The organism is Spirulina sp. CS-785/01 (assembly GCF_028330525.1).
Lineage (GTDB): Bacteria > Cyanobacteriota > Cyanobacteriia > Cyanobacteriales > Spirulinaceae > JAQMSD01.
Map to the genome: position 1 here is coordinate 1 of NZ_JAQMSD010000337.1, position 17,853 is coordinate 17,853.

Annotated in this window: 13 protein-coding genes; 3 read left to right on the plus strand and 10 right to left on the minus strand. The window is 46.7% G+C overall.

The window, feature by feature from the left end; genetic code table 11:
• Positions 1 to 169: 169 nt before the first annotated feature.
• The gene (gene groL / locus PN462_RS22170; protein ID WP_272131031.1) at positions 170 to 1,852 is read right to left on the minus strand and encodes a chaperonin GroEL; all 1,683 of its coding nucleotides are present in this window, start codon (positions 1,850 to 1,852) and stop codon (positions 170 to 172) included.
• A gap of 290 nt (positions 1,853 to 2,142) precedes the next feature.
• On the opposite strand from groL, the gene PN462_RS22175 reads away from it, so the two are divergent.
• On the plus strand, positions 2,143 to 3,819 hold the full coding sequence (locus PN462_RS22175) for a DUF11 domain-containing protein (RefSeq protein ID WP_272131032.1): 1,677 nt from the start codon (positions 2,143 to 2,145) through the stop codon (positions 3,817 to 3,819).
• A 68-nt stretch (positions 3,820 to 3,887) separates the two neighbouring features.
• On the opposite strand, the gene PN462_RS22180 is transcribed toward PN462_RS22175, so the two are convergent.
• From PN462_RS22180 to PN462_RS22195, 4 genes are read right to left on the minus strand one after another with little or no spacing between them, the layout of a single operon-like run.
• A complete protein-coding gene (locus PN462_RS22180; protein ID WP_272131033.1) occupies positions 3,888 to 7,274 on the minus strand; it encodes an Ig-like domain-containing protein in 3,387 nt (1,128 codons plus the stop codon).
• A gap of 54 nt (positions 7,275 to 7,328) precedes the next feature.
• The gene (locus PN462_RS22185) at positions 7,329 to 8,264 is read right to left on the minus strand and encodes an isopeptide-forming domain-containing fimbrial protein (protein WP_272131034.1); all 936 of its coding nucleotides are present in this window, start codon (positions 8,262 to 8,264) and stop codon (positions 7,329 to 7,331) included.
• 46 nt (positions 8,265 to 8,310) lie between these two features.
• The gene (locus PN462_RS22190) at positions 8,311 to 9,693 is read right to left on the minus strand and encodes a DUF4335 domain-containing protein (protein ID WP_272131035.1); all 1,383 of its coding nucleotides are present in this window, start codon (positions 9,691 to 9,693) and stop codon (positions 8,311 to 8,313) included.
• Entirely contained in the window at positions 9,690 to 10,319 is a 630-nt protein-coding gene (locus tag PN462_RS22195) for a DUF3038 domain-containing protein (protein ID WP_272131036.1), read from the minus strand. Before PN462_RS22195 ends, PN462_RS22190 begins: the two co-directional genes overlap by 4 nt.
• A 295-nt stretch (positions 10,320 to 10,614) precedes the next feature.
• Here PN462_RS22195 and PN462_RS22200 point away from each other — a divergent pair, with 295 nt between their 5' ends.
• A complete protein-coding gene (locus tag PN462_RS22200; RefSeq protein ID WP_272131037.1) occupies positions 10,615 to 11,133 on the plus strand; it encodes an adenine phosphoribosyltransferase in 519 nt (172 codons plus the stop codon).
• A gap of 134 nt (positions 11,134 to 11,267) precedes the next feature.
• Positions 11,268 to 12,317, plus strand: a complete 1,050-nt coding sequence (locus PN462_RS22205) for an ABC transporter permease (RefSeq protein WP_272131038.1) — start codon at positions 11,268 to 11,270, stop codon at positions 12,315 to 12,317.
• Positions 12,318 to 12,376: 59 nt separating this feature from the next.
• Here the strand turns inward: PN462_RS22205 and PN462_RS22210 are convergent, their stop codons facing one another.
• The 5 genes from PN462_RS22210 to PN462_RS22230 all read right to left on the minus strand — a co-directional run bounded on the left by PN462_RS22210 (position 12,377) and on the right by PN462_RS22230 (position 17,665).
• The gene (locus tag PN462_RS22210) at positions 12,377 to 12,775 is read right to left on the minus strand and encodes a hypothetical protein (protein WP_272131039.1); all 399 of its coding nucleotides are present in this window, start codon (positions 12,773 to 12,775) and stop codon (positions 12,377 to 12,379) included.
• Positions 12,775 to 13,902, minus strand: a complete 1,128-nt coding sequence (locus PN462_RS22215; RefSeq protein ID WP_272131040.1) for an AAA family ATPase — start codon at positions 13,900 to 13,902, stop codon at positions 12,775 to 12,777. The genes PN462_RS22210 and PN462_RS22215 overlap by 1 nt, the downstream gene beginning before the upstream one ends.
• A 149-nt stretch (positions 13,903 to 14,051) precedes the next feature.
• Positions 14,052 to 15,881, minus strand: a complete 1,830-nt coding sequence (gene thrS, locus PN462_RS22220; RefSeq protein WP_272131041.1) for a threonine--tRNA ligase — start codon at positions 15,879 to 15,881, stop codon at positions 14,052 to 14,054.
• Between the two features lie 240 nt (positions 15,882 to 16,121).
• Entirely contained in the window at positions 16,122 to 16,298 is a 177-nt protein-coding gene (locus PN462_RS22225) for a hypothetical protein (protein ID WP_272131042.1), read from the minus strand.
• A complete protein-coding gene (locus PN462_RS22230) occupies positions 16,277 to 17,665 on the minus strand; it encodes an LCP family protein (protein ID WP_272131043.1) in 1,389 nt (462 codons plus the stop codon). Before PN462_RS22230 ends, PN462_RS22225 begins: the two co-directional genes overlap by 22 nt.
• Positions 17,666 to 17,853: the final 188 nt, after the last annotated feature.

Consider the following 17,853-nt stretch of genomic DNA (forward strand, 5'->3'; position numbering starts at 1 on the left):
AATGACCAGACAAAGAGCCTAAAACTAGCTACGCATTTTAGGGTTTGATGGCTTAGGAAACGGAGTCCATGAAGGACAGAGACTGGTCAGCTACTTGAAGGAAGGCACGAAGCCTCTTCCTTCAAGGAAGAGGTGCTGACTCTAACAGGTGATGAACGGGGACAGAGGGCTACATCATACCCATGCCGCCCATGCCGCCCATACCACCCATGCCGCCCATGCCGCCCATGCCGCCCATGCCGGCCATACCGGGATCAGGCATTGCAGCTTCAGGTTCGGGTTTTTCGACCACTAAGGCTTCGGTGGTGAGAACCATTCCGGCAATAGATGCGGCGTTTTGAATGGCAGAACGAACCACTTTGGCCGGGTCAATGATCCCCGCAGCAATCATGTCTTCGTAGGTGTCTTTAAGGGCGTTGTAACCAACGTTAAAGTCGGTGTCGCGGACTTTCTCAACAACTACAAATCCTTCTACTCCGGCATTATCCGCTAATTGACGGAGGGGTTCTTCAAAGGCTTTGGCCACTAAGTCAGCCGCAACTTGTTCTTCGGGGTTGCTGAGTTGGGATTTAAATTCGGCGATTTTACCCGCTAAGTGAATGAGGGTTGTACCGCCTCCGGGGACAATGCCTTCATCAACCGCCGCTTTGGTGGCGTTGAGTGCATCTTCGATGCGGAGTTTCCGGTCTTTCAGTTCGGTTTCGGTGGCTGCCCCAACTTTGATGACTGCCACACCGCCAGCGAGTTTGGCGATCCGTTCTTGGAGTTTTTCTTGGTCGTACTCGGAGTCGGTGGCTTCGAGTTGTTTGCGGATTTGAACGATGCGCTTATCCACATCGGATTTGTGGTCTCCGGTGGCCACCATGGTGGTGTTGTCTTTGTCGATGGTGACTTTGCGGGCAGTCCCCAACATTTCTAATTCCACCGTTTCGAGGTTGAGACCCACTTCTTCGGAAATTAAGCGTCCACCAGTGAGGATGGCGATGTCTTGTAACATTTGTTTACGACGATCGCCGAATCCAGGGGCCTTAATGGCTGCGACGTTGAGAACGCCTCTTGCTTTGTTCACCACTAGGGTGGCGAGGGCTTCCCCTTCGATGTCTTCGGCGACGATTAAGAGGGGATTGCCGGCCCGGGCGACTTTTTCGAGGACGGGAACGAGGTCTGCGATCGCGTTAATTTTTTTATCGGTGATCAGCAGTTTGGCGTTTTCAAATTCCACCAATTGCCGTTCCTGGTCGGTCATGAAGTAGGGGGAGAGGAAACCGCGATCGATTTGCATCCCTTCTACGACTTCCATTTCCGTGACCATAGATTTCGATTCCTCAACGGTGATTACCCCGTCTTTGGTCACTTTATCCATGGCTTGGGCGACCATTCTACCCACTTCTTCGTCATTCCCGGAAGAAATGGTGGCGACTTGCGCGATCGCATCCCCTTCAACAGGTTTCGCAATGCTTTCAATTTCTTTAATTAAGTAATTGGTGGTTTTCTCAATTCCACGACGTAAGGCCACCGGATTAGCCCCTGCGGCCACATTCTTTAACCCTTCCCGAATTAAGGCTTGGGCAACTACAGTGGCGGTGGTTGTACCGTCTCCGGCCAAGTCTTTCGTCTTAGAAGCGACTTCTTGAATGAGTTTCGCCCCAGTATTTTCTAGGGGGTCTTCTACGTCAATTTCTTTGGCGACGGTGATGCCGTCGTTGACAATCTGGGGTGCGCCAAATTGTTTTTCGAGTAATACGTTGCGACCTTTAGGCCCAAGGGTAATACGCACTGCATCGGCTAGCGCATTAACGCCTCGTTCCAGAGATCGTCTCGATTCTTCGTTGAAGGAAACGATTTTTGCCATGTCCGTTTAACTGTCGTGATGTCTCCAATAGCAAATTTAGCACTCTCTTGGACAGAGTGCTAATTTCTGAGGTTAAGAAGCCCTGAAACTCTCGAAAGCCCCATTATTTCTGGGTTTAGGCAATTCATGTTTAGTTTCAATGCACAATATAATGGTTTTGTCAAGTCCGGGAAAGGGTGGGTTTCCCAACCTCTTTTGTCAGGAATGCAACCACCCCTCTTACCCATTAAAGAGGATTGTATCCTGAATCAGGAATTCGGTACTCTACTCACAGACTATCCATTACTACCATGAAACCTCTTTTCCTTGCTCCCTCCTGCCAACTCACTTTAGTCTTATTGGGTCTCATCACTTCCACGATGGGCTTCTCTCCTCTGGTTTCTGCTCAAGTGATCCGTCCATTTACCTCTCGTTTTCAGGTAGTGACGAGGGGAGATATTATTTTTGCGGGCAATACTTTAATGACTTGTTCTGGAGGATGTACCGCACAAAATAACAACAATCTTAATAACGGTTCATTAATCATGGATTTTGTGGATGTGGATGGACTAGGGACAAATTCCAGCACTAGTGATTTGAATTTACCCAACAATGCCGAAGTCCTATTTGCGGGATTATATTGGGGGGCCTATTTAGATACCAGTAATCCTACTCAAGTAGCCAATGTTGACAAGGTTTCTGTTCGAGTTCCAGGTAGTAATTATACCGAATTATCGGCAGTAAATTGTCCGTCAATTGGGATACTTCCTGCTTCTGAACGATGTCAACTCGATTTAGGTCCTGATTTTCTGAGTTTAGATTTAGGCCAACCTTATCAGGGATTTGTAGAAATTACAGGATTTCTTCCTGACTCCAATGGTGATGGTATTTATACAGGTGCAGAAGTCAATGGTACTTATGGGGTAGGAAATATTCAAGCCAGACAAGGAGCGGGAATTGATAATATGTATGCTGGATGGAATATGATTATTATTTATCGTGATCCTAATATTCTTTCCACAACTTTACCTCGTAGTTTACAAGTCTATGACGGATTTGCCGTTATTACTGCCAATAATGTTAATCAGGTAAATATTCAATTAACAGGCTTTCTAACTCCTGCCTCCGGAATTCCTGAAGTTAAACTCGGTTCAGTCGTTTACGAAGGAGATGGGGGAAGACCAGGTGAAGATTTTAGTGTAGAAGGGCAACCGGTAGGCGATCCGATTGGGGGTACAGATGATGTTTTTAATGGTACAATTATCACAGATAACTCGATTGTTACGGGTCGAAATCCTAACTTTCAGAATCAATTAGGATTGGATTTAGATATTTTAGATGCAACGGGTGCGGTAGGGAATAATAGAAGTCAGTTAGATGTTACCTATAGTACCACCAGTCAAAGTGAAGGGTATTGGCCAGGGGTGTTGACTTTATCTATTTCTTCGGTGGGAGACCCCAATTTACGGTTAGTCAAACGCATTACAGATATTCAACGAAATGGGGAATCTTTGAGTGATGTTGAGTTTGATCAATTTGTCGATGATCCCGATGATAATGATGATAATGCAACCGGGTGGTCGAGTTTACCCCAAGGGAGTCCAGTGGGGGTAGTTAATGCACCCACTGAGGTGCAGAGTGGGGATGTGGTGGAATATACGATTTATGCACTGTCCGATGGGACGGATACTGCGGATAATGTACAAATTTGCGACCCATTACCGGAGGGGATTACCTTTTTAGAAGATAGTTTTGGCAATGGACAGGGAATTTTATTGAGTCCAAAAGTATCGGGTTTACCTGATGAACCGCAGACGAATGTTCAAGATAGCGATCGCGCGTTTTTTGTTCCCCCTCTCACTCCCGTTTCTTCTCCCTGTGATAATCCCAATAACCCCAATGGTGCAGTAATTATTAATTTTGGCACATTACTCAATCAGTCTCCCTCTAATGTGGGATATATACGGTTTCGGGTTCGCGTTAATTAATCATCAATAATTCATAGTTTTTCTGCTGTTAATAAGCTGTTGTGCATTTAAAAACGCTATATATTTAATTAATCAGAACTGCTGTCAACAGACTCCACGGGAGTTTGTTGGCCAAAATTGCCAAACAATTCATTAATTTTAAAAGTTACTCCCAAAAATAACCCCTCACTCGACCGATATCCCGTAAAATCTGCATCATCCACACTGCCAAACGCATATCCTAACCCTAAGCGTAAATCCGGAGTTAAATAATAGCCTAAATCCACCACCCAACCCCACTCATTAAAATTAACATCCCCTTGACCAATCCATCGGCTTTCTGCGGCCACATCCCAACGATAGGCAAAGCGATAAGTTGCCCGCAGTTGGCCCAAATGAATTAAACTGTCTTCACTAAAAGTTTCTGCTAATTCCGTCTGATTATAACGAAAGGCATATTTGCCATAAAATTCCCATTGCCAACTGGGGGCATAGATGCCTTCTACGGCGAAAACATGGTCTTGGAAGCTATTGCCACTATTAAATAATAGGGTTTCTGGAATTGTCGAGGGATTATAACGGTATTCGTAACTCAATAAGCCGTTAAATTGGTCATTCTCTGGGTTACGATAGGCTAACCCTAATTTTAAATTAGCCGTATTATTCAGGTCTTCTAACAGTAAATTCGCCCCACTGGCTTGATGATAGCGGATTAATCCCGTGAGAGAAGGGGAAAACTTACCCGCAGCCCCTACTCGAATGACGGTATTTTCCCCAGTCGTTCTCTCTCGGTGTTCTATCCTGGCAGAAGCCTGAAAGTCCCCATCCGGGGTATATTCTACCCCGATGCTGTAAGATTCTCCTGCAACAATGCCCAAGGACTCGCTACTTTGTCCGGGGGTGTAGGGTTGAGTAAAGCGGACTCCGCTTGCAGTGGGGGTTAAGAAACTATTGGTAATTTGTTCATAACCCAGATGAGCGTTTAAATTAGGGGCGAGGGTGAGACGGTGGTTTAACCCTATGGCACTTTGTCCCCTCGTCTGGTTATAACCGCCTACAATACTGTAACGACTGCTCAAGGTGGTATTTTCCCCCAGTTGCCGTTCTGTCACCGTTTCTAAGCTGGTGAGGGTGTTGCTTTCTAATAGTCCTCCGTCTAAAAACTGGTGGGCTAATCGCAATTTTACGCCGGGTTGTACAGTCCATTCTACGCCCAAGGTGGTGCGGTTGGGATAGATGGGGTCACTCTCATCGAGGTTTAATTCATTTTGGGCCCGAAACGTCAGGGTTTCGCTGAGGGGGACTTTTACTCCTGTCACCAGTTGGGAGGCATCTCCCTCGAAAAGATTATTAACCCGATCTTGCCGAGAACGGTTCACGTAGGCAATACTGGCTTCAACATCGCCGATGTCTTGTTGTACTTCGGCCTGAAATTCGCTGAGTTCGTTATCCACTCGGTTGCCGGAGGGACTCTCGCTTTTAGGACTGAGTAGGTCGGTGAGGGGGTTGAAGGGGTCGAATAGGGTTGTCCGGATTTGGCTCTCTGTGCCAAAATTTGCCTCGTAGTCGTAGCTGAATGAGGTGCGGGTTGTTTCGCTGAGTTGGGCGGTGAGAGACGCGCCTAGGCGGGTTTGGCCGGGGGTGTAGGAGGTGGCGGCGTTGTTGAGGAAGTTTTCTTCGACGGATTGATAGTAGGCGTTGGCTTGTATGCTGGGGGAGAGTTGACTGGTGGCGTTGAGACGGTAGGCGGCATCGGTTTGGTTGCCTTGGGAACTGTAGGCGTATTCGCCATCAATGCGGGTGTTTTCTCCGAGGGAGAGGAGGAAGTCTGCGCTGTAGAGTTCGTAGTCTAGGGCCCCTTGGTCTTCTTGCCAGTAGGAGAGGGCGGCCCAACTGGGGGTTTCTAGGTCGTGGGAGAAGTTATACTGCGCTCTGGTGGCGTAAATATGGGTGTCTCCGGTGTTGTCGCCTTGGTATTGGTAGGTGGCGATGATTTTACGAACGAGGTTTTCGCCGTAGAGGTCGATGGAGAAGCTGCGTTGGGGTTGTCTAAAGAGGATTGTACCGCGATCGTAGTCGATTTCGTAGTCTTGGCCACGGGTGAGGGGTTCTTGTTTGACGATTGTACCGGGACGGTTGACGGGTTGGTGTTCGATGATCAGGGTTTCGCTGCCTTCGACAAGATCACGACGGGAGAGGAAGTAGTATCCGCTTGTGCCGTCGGGGAGTAGGGTGTCCCGTTGAAACCCGTCCACGTTGGGACTGTAGAGGGCGGAAAGTTGCAGGTTGCCAAGGTTGAAGTTGCCTTTAAAGCCGTGTAGGGGGCGGTTTTGGGCGGAGAGTTGTTGGGAGGTGCGGGCAAATTCGGGGTTGGGGTAGTCTCCCCACAGGAGGAAGTCGGGTTCTGCTCCCATGACGGGGGAGGTGCGTTCTAAACGGAGATATACGCTGTCGATGGAGGGGGTGACGACATGGGTGGTGGAACTGTCTCCATAGACGGCATAACTGTCATTGCAGAATTGGGCGGCGCGAAAGAGGGGGTTTCCGGTGCAGTTTTCGTTGAGGGCGCGATCGCTATTATAAGCCCCAGTCAGTAACCATTCTCCGATTGTTCCAGTGGCAAAGATGGCCCCGTTGAGGGTGATATCAGAGTCGCTGTTGTTGAGGGAGAGGTAGTTTTCTCGTCTTCCCCAAAAGTCTAACCCAGCTTGACCGATTCTCAGGTCGAGGATGCCGGAGACGAGGGAGGGACGGAGGTGGGTGGTAAATTGGATTTGGGTGAAGGCTTCGCTGTTGGGGGTGGTTGCGATCGCAGCCCTAATTTTCACAGGTTGAGCGTTTAAACTGGAACGGAGGGAGGTGCGAAATACACCGTTTTGGGCGAGAATTTGCCAACCCGGTTGGTCTCGGTTTGCATCCTCTCCCACAAATTCTCCGGCGGTACTGGTGAGCGTAACCAGCGTATCGGTTAAGATCGGGTTGCCCTGTTGGTCTTTCACTCTCCCTTCTAAGACGACCGTAGAACGTCCATCGGCAGGGATGAAGGGATCACCCATCGGATACAGTTGCACGCGAGGAGTTGGGTTATCTTCGACCTTTACGGTGACGACTCTGGGGTTTCCACCGTTGGCCGCAACGGAGATGGTGTTTTCTCCCTCTTGTAAGGGGAGGTTATACCAAATTTGAATATTAAGCGGATAGCGCGTATCTTCTTCTAGGGTGGTGCGAGTATCTTGGGGGAGGGGGTTGCCGTTTAACTGGATCGAAAGTTCACTGTCTCGATGATAATGGAGAATGAGATGGGTCTTGCGATCGCCGCTACTCCCCGTAACTGGCGATAAAATGCGAACTTCTGTCGGAGATAGGGGTTCACGAGAAGACGTTAAAGGATAGACTGGAGTTTCTGCTACAACAGGAAGACCAATTCCTAGACTCATTCCCCAGAGTAACCCGGTGATTAATAATTGCCTTTTCATGGGCGACGTTCTACTCAAGTTTTGTTCATTTATAGAGAACAAATAGGGAGCTTTCTATTCCAGATGCTCTGGGGAAGATAACGGCGTAACAGCAAAATTCATGCGGACTAAACCACCGGGTTCGAGACGGACAAAACGCGATTGACTGTTGCGTTCAATAAAATACTGATTTTGTGCGAGTTGATAACCGGGAAGACTGGTTAAATCTAATGTTCCATTGTAATAGCCCGCCAGAATATTAGCCAGGGAAAATAAGCCATTTTCATCGGTTGTTACCCGATTCCCGTCCTGCAAAAAAATCACAGCATTGGGAATCCCCGGTTCTCCCCTTTGTTGTTCTCCATCAAAGTTTTTATCAACAAACACCCTGCCTATAATTGTACCACAATCAGACAATATTCCTTCTTGAATATTAATCAAAAAGCTCGCCAAATTACTACGAGTTTCTTGGGCTATATTGCGTCCTCCTCCTCGCATAGCATCGGGAGTGATGACCGCAGCATAAACAATATTTAAAGTTTGGCCAACTTCTAATTCTGGAAATGTCAAGGTTAAAGTACGCTGATCTGTGGTAATATTGGTTAATTCTTGTTCGGTTATTGTGCCATTTTCTTCGATGGCCACTTGTACCGAATTGGGGAGAAAATTGAGTCCTAATGGGAGTTGATCGGTTACAGTAATATCAGTGGCGTTTGTTGTGTTAATATTGCGTAACGTTAACCGATAAATGACGGTTTCTCCAGGTTCTGCGGCTGCGCGATCGGCACTTTTAATTAATTCTAAGGGGTTATTCGGTCCAGGGGCTGTTTCCGGAGCGGAGGTGGGGAGGGCTTCATCTGTGGAAAATTGAACGGGGTTAGAGGTACTGGTCGTCTCACTATTGTCCACTTCCCCAAATCCTGTATTAGTAATCACTTCTGCGAGAACTGTTCCCCCTAGATTGAGGAAAAATAAGGCAACGGTGATGCTAATTAAAGAAGATTTCAGCATTAAATCACAAAGACCCCAGAACAAAGAACCAACAACAGACAACCCCCTAAAACGGACTCACTTCCACGGCCCCATTTTCTTGGAAAACGACGCGGAATTGGCCTAAAGGTTCTTGGGGGACAACTGTTCCCTCCTCTTTGCCCATTCCTGCCGCAGAGGGGTTGACTAACTCCGGTAAGGGGGTGTCCTCGACTCGTCCAAAGGCCGCTTGATTTTGGGCTTCATAATCGGCAATTTCGCCATCTTCTGTCACCCCGACTCGGAAAATTAATTCTCCCTGTTCGGCAGCTTCTCCCTCCCAGTCTTCTCGCAGGGTGTCGGCGACTTCGGGGATTAAGTCTTGGAGGGTGTCGGGGTCTTCAATTTCTGGGCCAAAATCGGCTGTTCCCTGATAGCCTGCCCAAGGGTTAATTTGTAAAATGCCATTGTCGGTGAAGACAACTTTATATTGGGTAATCGGTTCAGGTTGGGCAATTTCGGAGTTGGTGGGGGCAAAGGTGAGGTCGGGTAAGGGGGTGTCTTCACTGGCGTTTTCCGGTGTACCTTCGACGGGTTCATAGCCCACAATTGACCCGTCTAGGGTGGCGGACACGCGATAGGTGAGGTCTTGGGTGAGGTCTTCCCGATTGTCCCAATTTTGATTCAGGTCTCGGAAAATATACCGTTGTAGGTAACGGACTTCGGTGGGATCGCTAATTGCCGGGGCGTTGGCCAATAATTCTTCGAGTTCTTCGGGGGAGGGAGGGGTGGGGGTAGGTTCAGTTTCGGTTTCGCGGTCTGCGTCGGTTTCCCCTTCGGTTTCGCTGCTGGTTTCTTGACGGAAGGGTTCGGGTTCTTGGACTTCGGGAATGGGGACGAAAAAGAGCAGGGCGGCTGCGATCGCCAGACTCCCCACCCCGGCTAACAGGGGCGTAACCCGTTCTGAGGTGGGAACCTCGGCGGTGCGGTGGCGACGACTCACGGGAGTTAGATTTAAGGTCAGTTCGGGGAGCGTGCGATGATCGGCAAAAAACTGATCCACCGCTTCCACCAGATCGAACATCTGCACGGTATTCAAATCAAGGCGAACGGTTTTCTCGACGGTTTCAATGCCTTCCCCAATGGCTTTTTGTTGCCAGACCAAATGATGAATATTAGGGGTTTCCCCTTGGAGAAATTGAATCACATCCCCTTTCTCGTTGGGGTCAATGGGATGATAGACCCCACTTAAAAATTCTTGGGCGTAGGCACTGACGGCTTTGACCAAGTTTTCTAAAAACTCCCGACCGCCAGCCAGTCGCTGTTCTTCTCCGGCAAAATAGCATTCAGCCTGAATTAAAATCGACATGAGGGGCCGTTGTGAACCCTGTTCACTTTCCACGGCATTTTCATTTAATCCTTCTAACACTAGGCGGCAATTTGGCAAACTATACTGACGCTTAATTGTCATGCGACCTCTCCATCAAACAAACTGACCCATAACCGTTTTAACCCGTATGTCCCCGTACAAAATAGTAACTGACTGAGGAGGGACAGGGCTAAATCATTTAATTGATTTTCGTCGGCCAGATAGACAGCAACTTTAGCCCGTCGGGGGTTCATCCGACTGCGAAAATGCGCTCTAAACCGTTCTAAATAGTCTGAAAGGCGAAAATGTTGTTCGAGGGGGAGTCCTTTCTCTTGGATTTGCTGTTGGGCTACGAGGAGTTGGCGAATTAACACAGTCAGTTGTCGGGCCCGATAACTGGCAATGAGGGTGAGGGCTTTTCCTTGTTTAAGGGTTAAGCGAGTTCGCACATGAGACCGTCGCCAAGGGTTAGAACAACGCATCCGCCAGAGGGCGACTCGATTATCGACAATGCTTTGTAGCTCTAATTCTTTGGCGGTGGCTAACATATACTCTGATCCTCCTAACTCTAGAGCTTCAATGGCTAAGAGGATTAAGTCGATTTTTTGTTGGACACGCAGAGAACAGTCCTCTACTCCTGGGATATCCGGGAGGGAGTCGAGGATTAAAGGGGATTGGGTTTTAACGGGTGAGGTGCGATCGCTTTGATCGCTTGCAGATTGACTCATGTCAAGATTGTTACTAACCGACATAGATTAAATCGACTTTAGGCCAGAAGGAGGCAGGATGGTCACGGACATTCGTGAGAATTATTAGGCAATTGGCCTCACTTTAGCAAGCATTTGCTGATTCACCTAGGGGAGAGCCACACCTTCAAGAGGACAGTTGCCAAAGTTCCGGGGTTTCCGATTGGGATCAGATTCTTAGTGTACTATCTTTTAAGTTGTTGTTTGGGTCAGGATTACACACCCTCGCAACTGTCACAGCTACTTAGATGCACATCAGACGTTATTACCCTCTACTATGGACATTCAAGCCTTAATTCGCAATATTCCTGATTTTCCCAAACCTGGTATTATTTTCCGGGATATTACTACGCTGTTACGCGATCCCGATGGTTTACGCCACACGGCTGATCTTCTTTATCATAAATGCCAAGACCAAGGATTTGCCCCAGATTATGTGGTGGGGATGGAGTCTCGCGGTTTTATGTTCGCGCCTCTCCTTGCCTATCAGTATCATGCGGGTTTTGTGCCAATCCGTAAACCCAATAAGTTACCGGGGGCGGTGCATCGGGTGGAGTACGAGTTAGAGTATGGGATGGATGCCCTAGAGATTCATCAAGATGCGATCGAGTCCGGAAAAAAGGTGTTGATTGTGGATGATTTAATGGCCACAGGCGGCACGGCCCAAGCTGCGGCCCAGTTGGTGCAACAATGTGGCGGTGAGTTATTGGGGTTTGCTTTTGTTATTGAGTTGGTGGGTCTCAAGGGTCGGGACAAACTGCCTGATGTTCCTATGTTGTCCTTGTTACAGTATTAAATTGGGAAATTTGTTGTTTGTTGTTTGTTGTTTGTTCTTTGTTGGGATTCGACTTACTGCTTTGTGTCCTTTGTGCCTTTGTGGTTCACCAATTATTCATTATCAATTATTCATTATCAATTATCCATTATCCTATGACTTCGACGAACGCACGATCTTTAGATTATTTTGGGCAACAGATCCGCGCGATCGCAACCCATGAAACCACACTCTATATTCTCAAACGTCTAGGACAAGCGATCATCACCCTTTTACTGGCCTCGATGTTGAGTTTCTTAATCATTCATCTGGCCCCAGGAGATTATCTGGACACCCTCGAACAAGACCCCACCATCTCTCCAGAAACCATTGAACAACTCAAAGTCCAATACGGCCTCGACAAACCTATTTGGGAACAATATTTGAATTGGTTATGGGGGGTAGTGACTCGCCTTGATTTTGGGGAAAGTTTTGTGTATCAACGGAATGTCGGGTCTTTGATCCTAGAACGAGTCGGGAATACCCTATTATTGGCAGTATCTTCGATTATTGTAACTTGGGCGATCGCGCTCCCTCTCGGCATTATCGGAGCAGTCAACCAAAACAAACCCATCGACCGCACCCTGCGCGTTATCAGCTACATCGGCCAAGGATTCCCCAGTTTCGTCACTGCCTTACTCCTCTTATTTCTCGCCCAATTAACCTCTCCCCTCTTTCCCGTCGGCAGTATGACCAGTGTTAACCATATTGATATGTCTCCCCTAGGAAAAATGGTCGATATTGCCTGGCACATGATTTTACCCACCCTAGCTTTGAGCGTCACCAGTTTTGCCGGGTTACAACGTCTCACCAGGGGATCACTCTTAGATGTATTACGCCAAGATTATATTCAAACCGCCAGGGCCAAAGGACTCCCCGAAAATCGCGTCATTTATGTCCATGCGTTACGCAATGCAGTTAACCCCTTAATCACCATTTTGGGGTTTGAGTTTGCCAGTTTACTCAGTGGTTCATTTATCGCAGAATATTTCTTTAATTGGCCGGGGTTAGGTCGTCTCATTTTGCAAGCAGTAATGACCCAGGATTTATATTTGGTAATGGTTAGTTTAATGGTCGGTGCAATTATGTTAATTATCGGCAATTTATTGGCTGATTTAATGTTAAAATTTGTCGATCCTCGGATTCGTTTAGAAAATTTAAAATAATTTCGCGTTGGCAAAAATTCCGTAGTGCGGGCATCTTGCCCGCTATTTATTATAATTAATTAAGGTTGTCTAGAATCAAAAATTTTCCGATTCCCTAACAACCAACTTTCAATACAGCGATTTTGAATAATTATTTTAACTTTAGTGCTTCCTAACTCGAAATTCTGTTCTTCAATAAACGTTCTAATCTCTTCTTTTCTTTCTTTTACACTATCTTCATCTGCATCCACGCAAATTACTAAATAGTTATAAACTCCAACTTCGGTGATATCTTCCACAGCAGTAGAAAGGTAATTAAGGATTGCAGGATATCCTTGTCCACTTACCAAGTAGTAATTATTTTTTTGAACATCATCATGGTTGTCAACTTGTGTTAATTCTGGGACTAAATACTGTAACCATCGAGGATAAAGTTTTGTTTCCGTACTCCTGCCTTCTACTAAAAAATAAAGATTCATTATGATTCTACATTTTTATCTACTTCTTTTTCAAGAATTTTCAATAATTTCAAAAAAGCTTTATGACGAGATTTAGGAATATGAAAATACTCAGAATCTTTACCGGAAACTAAACCACCTTCGCGGGTAATGATTTTCCAATACATAGGACTTATATTGTTAATAATATAGGGATGATGACTGGTAAGTATAAATTGTAAATTATTTTGCTCTGTAATTAAATCCGTTACACTATCCATACAGTTAACCCCTAAACTATTTTCAAATTCATCAATTAAAATAACCCCATCATCAGGAGACAAGTAAATTTGACTGATGTACATTAAGGTTTTTAGCATTCCCGAAGAAATATTTCTGATCCAACTCGATACTTGCTTTTCCTTAATTGTCACTATATTAGCATCAGGAATTGCAATAGGTAACTCGTTTAATGATAATGACTCTATTCTAATATCCTCAACAGTTGGGAATATTTCAATAAAAATTTCTTTGATTGTTGCAAAATTAGTTGGAAAAAGTTTGTTGACAAGAGAAAGCTTAATTAAGGCTGGTAAATCACTATCTTTCAGTGTTTTAAAGTTAGAATTTTCGTATTTTTTAACTAAAGAAACTGGTAATCTCCATACTCTGTCAACGGCACTTTCAACATCAGTAAAAAAAATCTTGTCAAACCCTTCTTTAACTGGAACTATAATATCTTCCTCTTCTAAAATCTTGATAAGACTTTGGTATGGAGAAAGTTTTGGTGTTTTGTTATCATTAAAAATTATCTTTTCTTGCGTTCGTTGAATGATTTGCCTAGTGTTACAGTGTAATTCCTCATATAAAAGTCCTACATTCGATTCTCCATCATCTTCATCATCAAATAGTTGATTATTTTTTTTTGTTTCAAATTTACCTGACCAATCATAATTTGAACCATCCTTGGTTGAAAATTTTATATTCCATTCAACACCATTCAAAGACGAACCATTTGTAATTTTTTTGAGTTGATTAATTGCTCTTAATATCTGCGTTTTGCCTACACCTGATATACCAACTAATAAATTTAAATTAGGAGAAAATTCAATAGGAGCAAGCTCCCATTGATATTCATGATCCTTATATTCGAGCTTATGAATTTTCATTTTTAAGGTTATGCTGATTTATTCTGAAATTAGATAAAAAAATAATAAATATAAATAAAGATTAGGCTGTTTAAATTTCAGGATGTTCAAAGCCTTTGATTTAAGGAGACTGGGTTTCGTAGTTGCTCCACCCAGCCTCTTTCAAATTACTAGAAATTCCCGTGATTTTCGTTTGCCGCTTTCATGCGTTCCGTTACTTCCGTCACCGGAATAGCACCTAACTCCCCATCAGCACGGGTGCGAATACTTAGCGTATTTCCCTCTTGCTCCTTCGCCCCCACAATCGCCATTACAGGCACTTTCTGCTTCTCCGCATTGCGGATCATTTTACCCAAGCGATCGCCGCTTTTGTCCACCTCAGCCCGAATTCCGGCCAGTTTCAGCGACTGCACCACCTCATATCCGTAGTCCATAAACTCATCACTCACACAAAGTAAGCGCAACTGCACCGGGGCCAACCACAAGGGAAAATCCCCCGCATATTCCTCAATTAAAATGCCAATCAGTCGCTCCAACGAGCCAAACGGCGCACGGTGAATCATCACAGGCCGTTTCCGCGTGCCATCTTCGGCCACATACTCCAACTGAAAACGCTCCGGCAAATTATAATCCACCTGCACCGTCCCTAACTGCCATTCTCGCTCCAAGGCATCATGGAAAATAAAATCTAACTTCGGCCCATAAAAAGCCGCCTCCCCAGGGGCCTCAAAATACTCCATTCCTAACTGTTGCACCGCACGACGAATAGCCGTTTCTGCCTTACTCCATGCTTCCTCTGAGCCAATATATTTATCCGATTCGGGATCACGGAAACTTAATCGCGCTTTAAAGTTTTTCAGTTGCAGACTTCTAAACACCGAGAGAATTAAATCCACAACATTCAAAAACTCATCATCGAGTTGTTCTGGGGTGACAAACAGGTGAGCATCATCCACCGTAAAACCGCGCACACGGGTTAATCCCCCTAACTCTCCCGACTGCTCATAACGATATACTGTCCCAAACTCCGCCATACGGATGGGTAATTCCCGATAGGAGCGCAATTCGTTTTTATAAATCTGGATATGGAACGGACAATTCATGGGTTTTAACACAAACCCCTGCTCAATGGCGGCGGCCTGCTCATCCTCTGCCATCATGGGGAACATATCCTCTTGATAGTTTTGCCAGTGGCCAGAGGTTTTAAACAAGTCCACGCGAGCAATATGGGGAGTCACGACTCCTTGATATCCCCGCTTCACCTGTTCATCTTTCAAGAAATTTTCTAACAAAGAACGCACCATTGTGCCTTTGGCCGTCCAGAGAGGCAACCCAGGCCCCACCGTATCCGCAAAAATAAATAACCCCAACTCTCGCCCTAAACGCCGATGATCCCGTTTTAAGGCTTCTTCCTTGCGGCGTTTATACTCTTTTAACTGTTCCGGGGTTTCCCAAGCGGTGGCGTAGATACGCTGTAACTGTTGGCGGTTCTCATCCCCTCGCCAGTATGCACCCGCCACGTTTTCGAGGGCAATGGCTTTGGGGTTTAAGTCTCCGGTATTCTCAATGTGCGGCCCGGCACATAAATCCCACCATTCTTCCCCCAGATGATAGAGGGTAATGGGGTCGCCTTTGATTAAATCACTGAGAATTTCCAGTTTGTAGGGTTCTTGGATGTCTTTAATACGCTTCTCGGCATCCTCTCGCGTCACTTCCTCCCGAACCACGGGCAATTTCTTTTTAATAATCTTGTCCATCTCTTTTTTGATGGCTTTCAAGTCCTTCTCGGTGAAGGGTTCGGGTTTATCAAAGTCGTAATAAAATCCGGTTTCCGTCCAGGGTCCGATGGTCACTTGGGCATCGGGAAAGAGTTTCTGGACGGCCATGGCCATGACGTGAGAAGCGGTGTGGCGAATACGTTTGAGTTTTTCCGACTCACTGGTTTTAGGTAAGCGGATGGACTCTTGTTGTTCGGCTTGTTCAGCAGGGGTTTTCACCATCGTTCTGTTTTACTATGCTGTTTGCGTCGTTCTTCTATGATATCGGGTTGGGGGTTGGTTGTTTTTTGTGAAATAGGGAACAGGGAACAGGGAATAGGGAACAGTAAACTGTTACCAGCATCTGAAGGCAGATGGCAGAGGGCAGACTTCGACTTCGCTCAGTCTGCCAGAAGGAAGAAGGAGGAAGTTAGCCTAAAAAGAAGGTCAGAAACTAATTACAGCAAGGCTTTTAGCCAACTTTCAGCGATTTTTAGTTTCACCGAGAGTAACCAGTAAACAGTTGTTACTCCCCATCTCCTCCAACTCCCCCATCTCCTCCATCTTCTCTATCTCCTCTATCTCCTCTATCTCCCAACTCCCATCCCCCATCTCCCATCCCCCATCTCCCACTCCCATCACCACTTTAATTCTCGCCAATCGCTGCCTAATTGAATCGTGAGATCGGAACTAATTTCTCCGGTGCTTTCGACGCGGACTTCGCCAATGCCTAACACAGCTTGTAGGTCTTCTGCACTGTACGCATCCCCCCGTTGAGCGATGATACGGGTGGTTTGTAGGGGTTCTGGGGGAGAGTCGCCCCTAAAAATATTGGTGTATCCTTGCTCTCGTAAGGCTTGTCTTACGGTGGCTACGGCTTCTGGATTTCCGGTACTATCTTGAATGGCGACCCGTAACTGACTGGGCCGGGTCCCCAAGGTGGTCCCATACCCTTGATCAAAGTGTTGGGCCATGACTTCTTCAATCTCGCTATAATTGGGCAACCAATAACTGATTCCCTCTTGGCCATCCCCGTTAAAGCGACCGGGTAACATCATCATTTGCACTTCATCCCGGTCGGTATTGGCGGCAAATCCTGCTAGGGCGGCGATTTCTTCGACGCTCAGGTTGGTGTCAATGTTGTCTTTGATTACTTGTAAAATTTGGGGGACGCGCAGTAATGTGCCGGGGCTGAGGGCTTGTTCAATGATGGCCCGCATGAGGATTTGTTGGCGTTGGACTCGGCCAATGTCGCCATATTTGTCATAACGGTAGCGTAAAAACTGCATGGCTTCGTCCCCGTTGAGGTGCTGTTGGCCTTCTTTTAGGTCAATGTAGAGGTGTTGGCTGTGGTCGGTGTATTTCATGTCTTTGGGGACATAGACTTCGACTCCGCCGAGGGCATCAATGAGTTTTTCGACTCCTTGGACGTTGACCCGTACATAACGGTCGATGGGGACTCCGCCGACTAAGCGGCTAATGGTGCGGGCGGCGAGGGGTGCGCCGCCGTGGTAGTTGGCGGCGTTGATTTTCATTTCTCCGTATCCTTCGATGCGGGTGTAGGTGTCACGGGGGATGGAGAGGACGGAGAGTTTTTGTATTTCGGGGTCAAAGCGCACCAAGAGCATGGTGTCGGATAATCCCTCGAAGGAGTCCACTAGGGCATGATAACCGGGGTCGTGTTGGGGGGGGGTGTCGAGGTCGGAGGTGAGGACTTTTGTGCCGAGAATGAGGATATTAACAGGGCGGGTGAGTTTGGGAAACCGGAGGGATTGGGAAGCGATCGCATCTTGTTGAGAAAAGACGGCTTCTTCTTCGGGGGTTAAGAGGACTTGGCGGAGGGGGGTGGCGGATAAGGATACGGCCAGTAATGCTCCGGCGGCGGCGGAGAGCATTCCGACTCCGGTGAGTCCAAGCCAAATCCAAAGCCAAGGTGAACCTCCGCGTTTTTTCCGACGTTTTTTCCCTTTAGGGGTCGGTTTGGGAGGGCGAGAGGCGTTTGAGTTAGGGAGTCGTTGGGCTGGCACAGATGTTCCTCACACACACAATATGCACGATAGCTGGTCAGAAGTTAATTTAAGGGTATCAGACCCTTGTTAGCAATATTTACACGAATTTAGGTCTCAATGGGGGATTTGGGGGAGTTGAGAGTTGAGAGTTGAGAGTTGGGGAATTGAACCACAAAGACACAAAGGACACAAAGGGGATTTGGGGG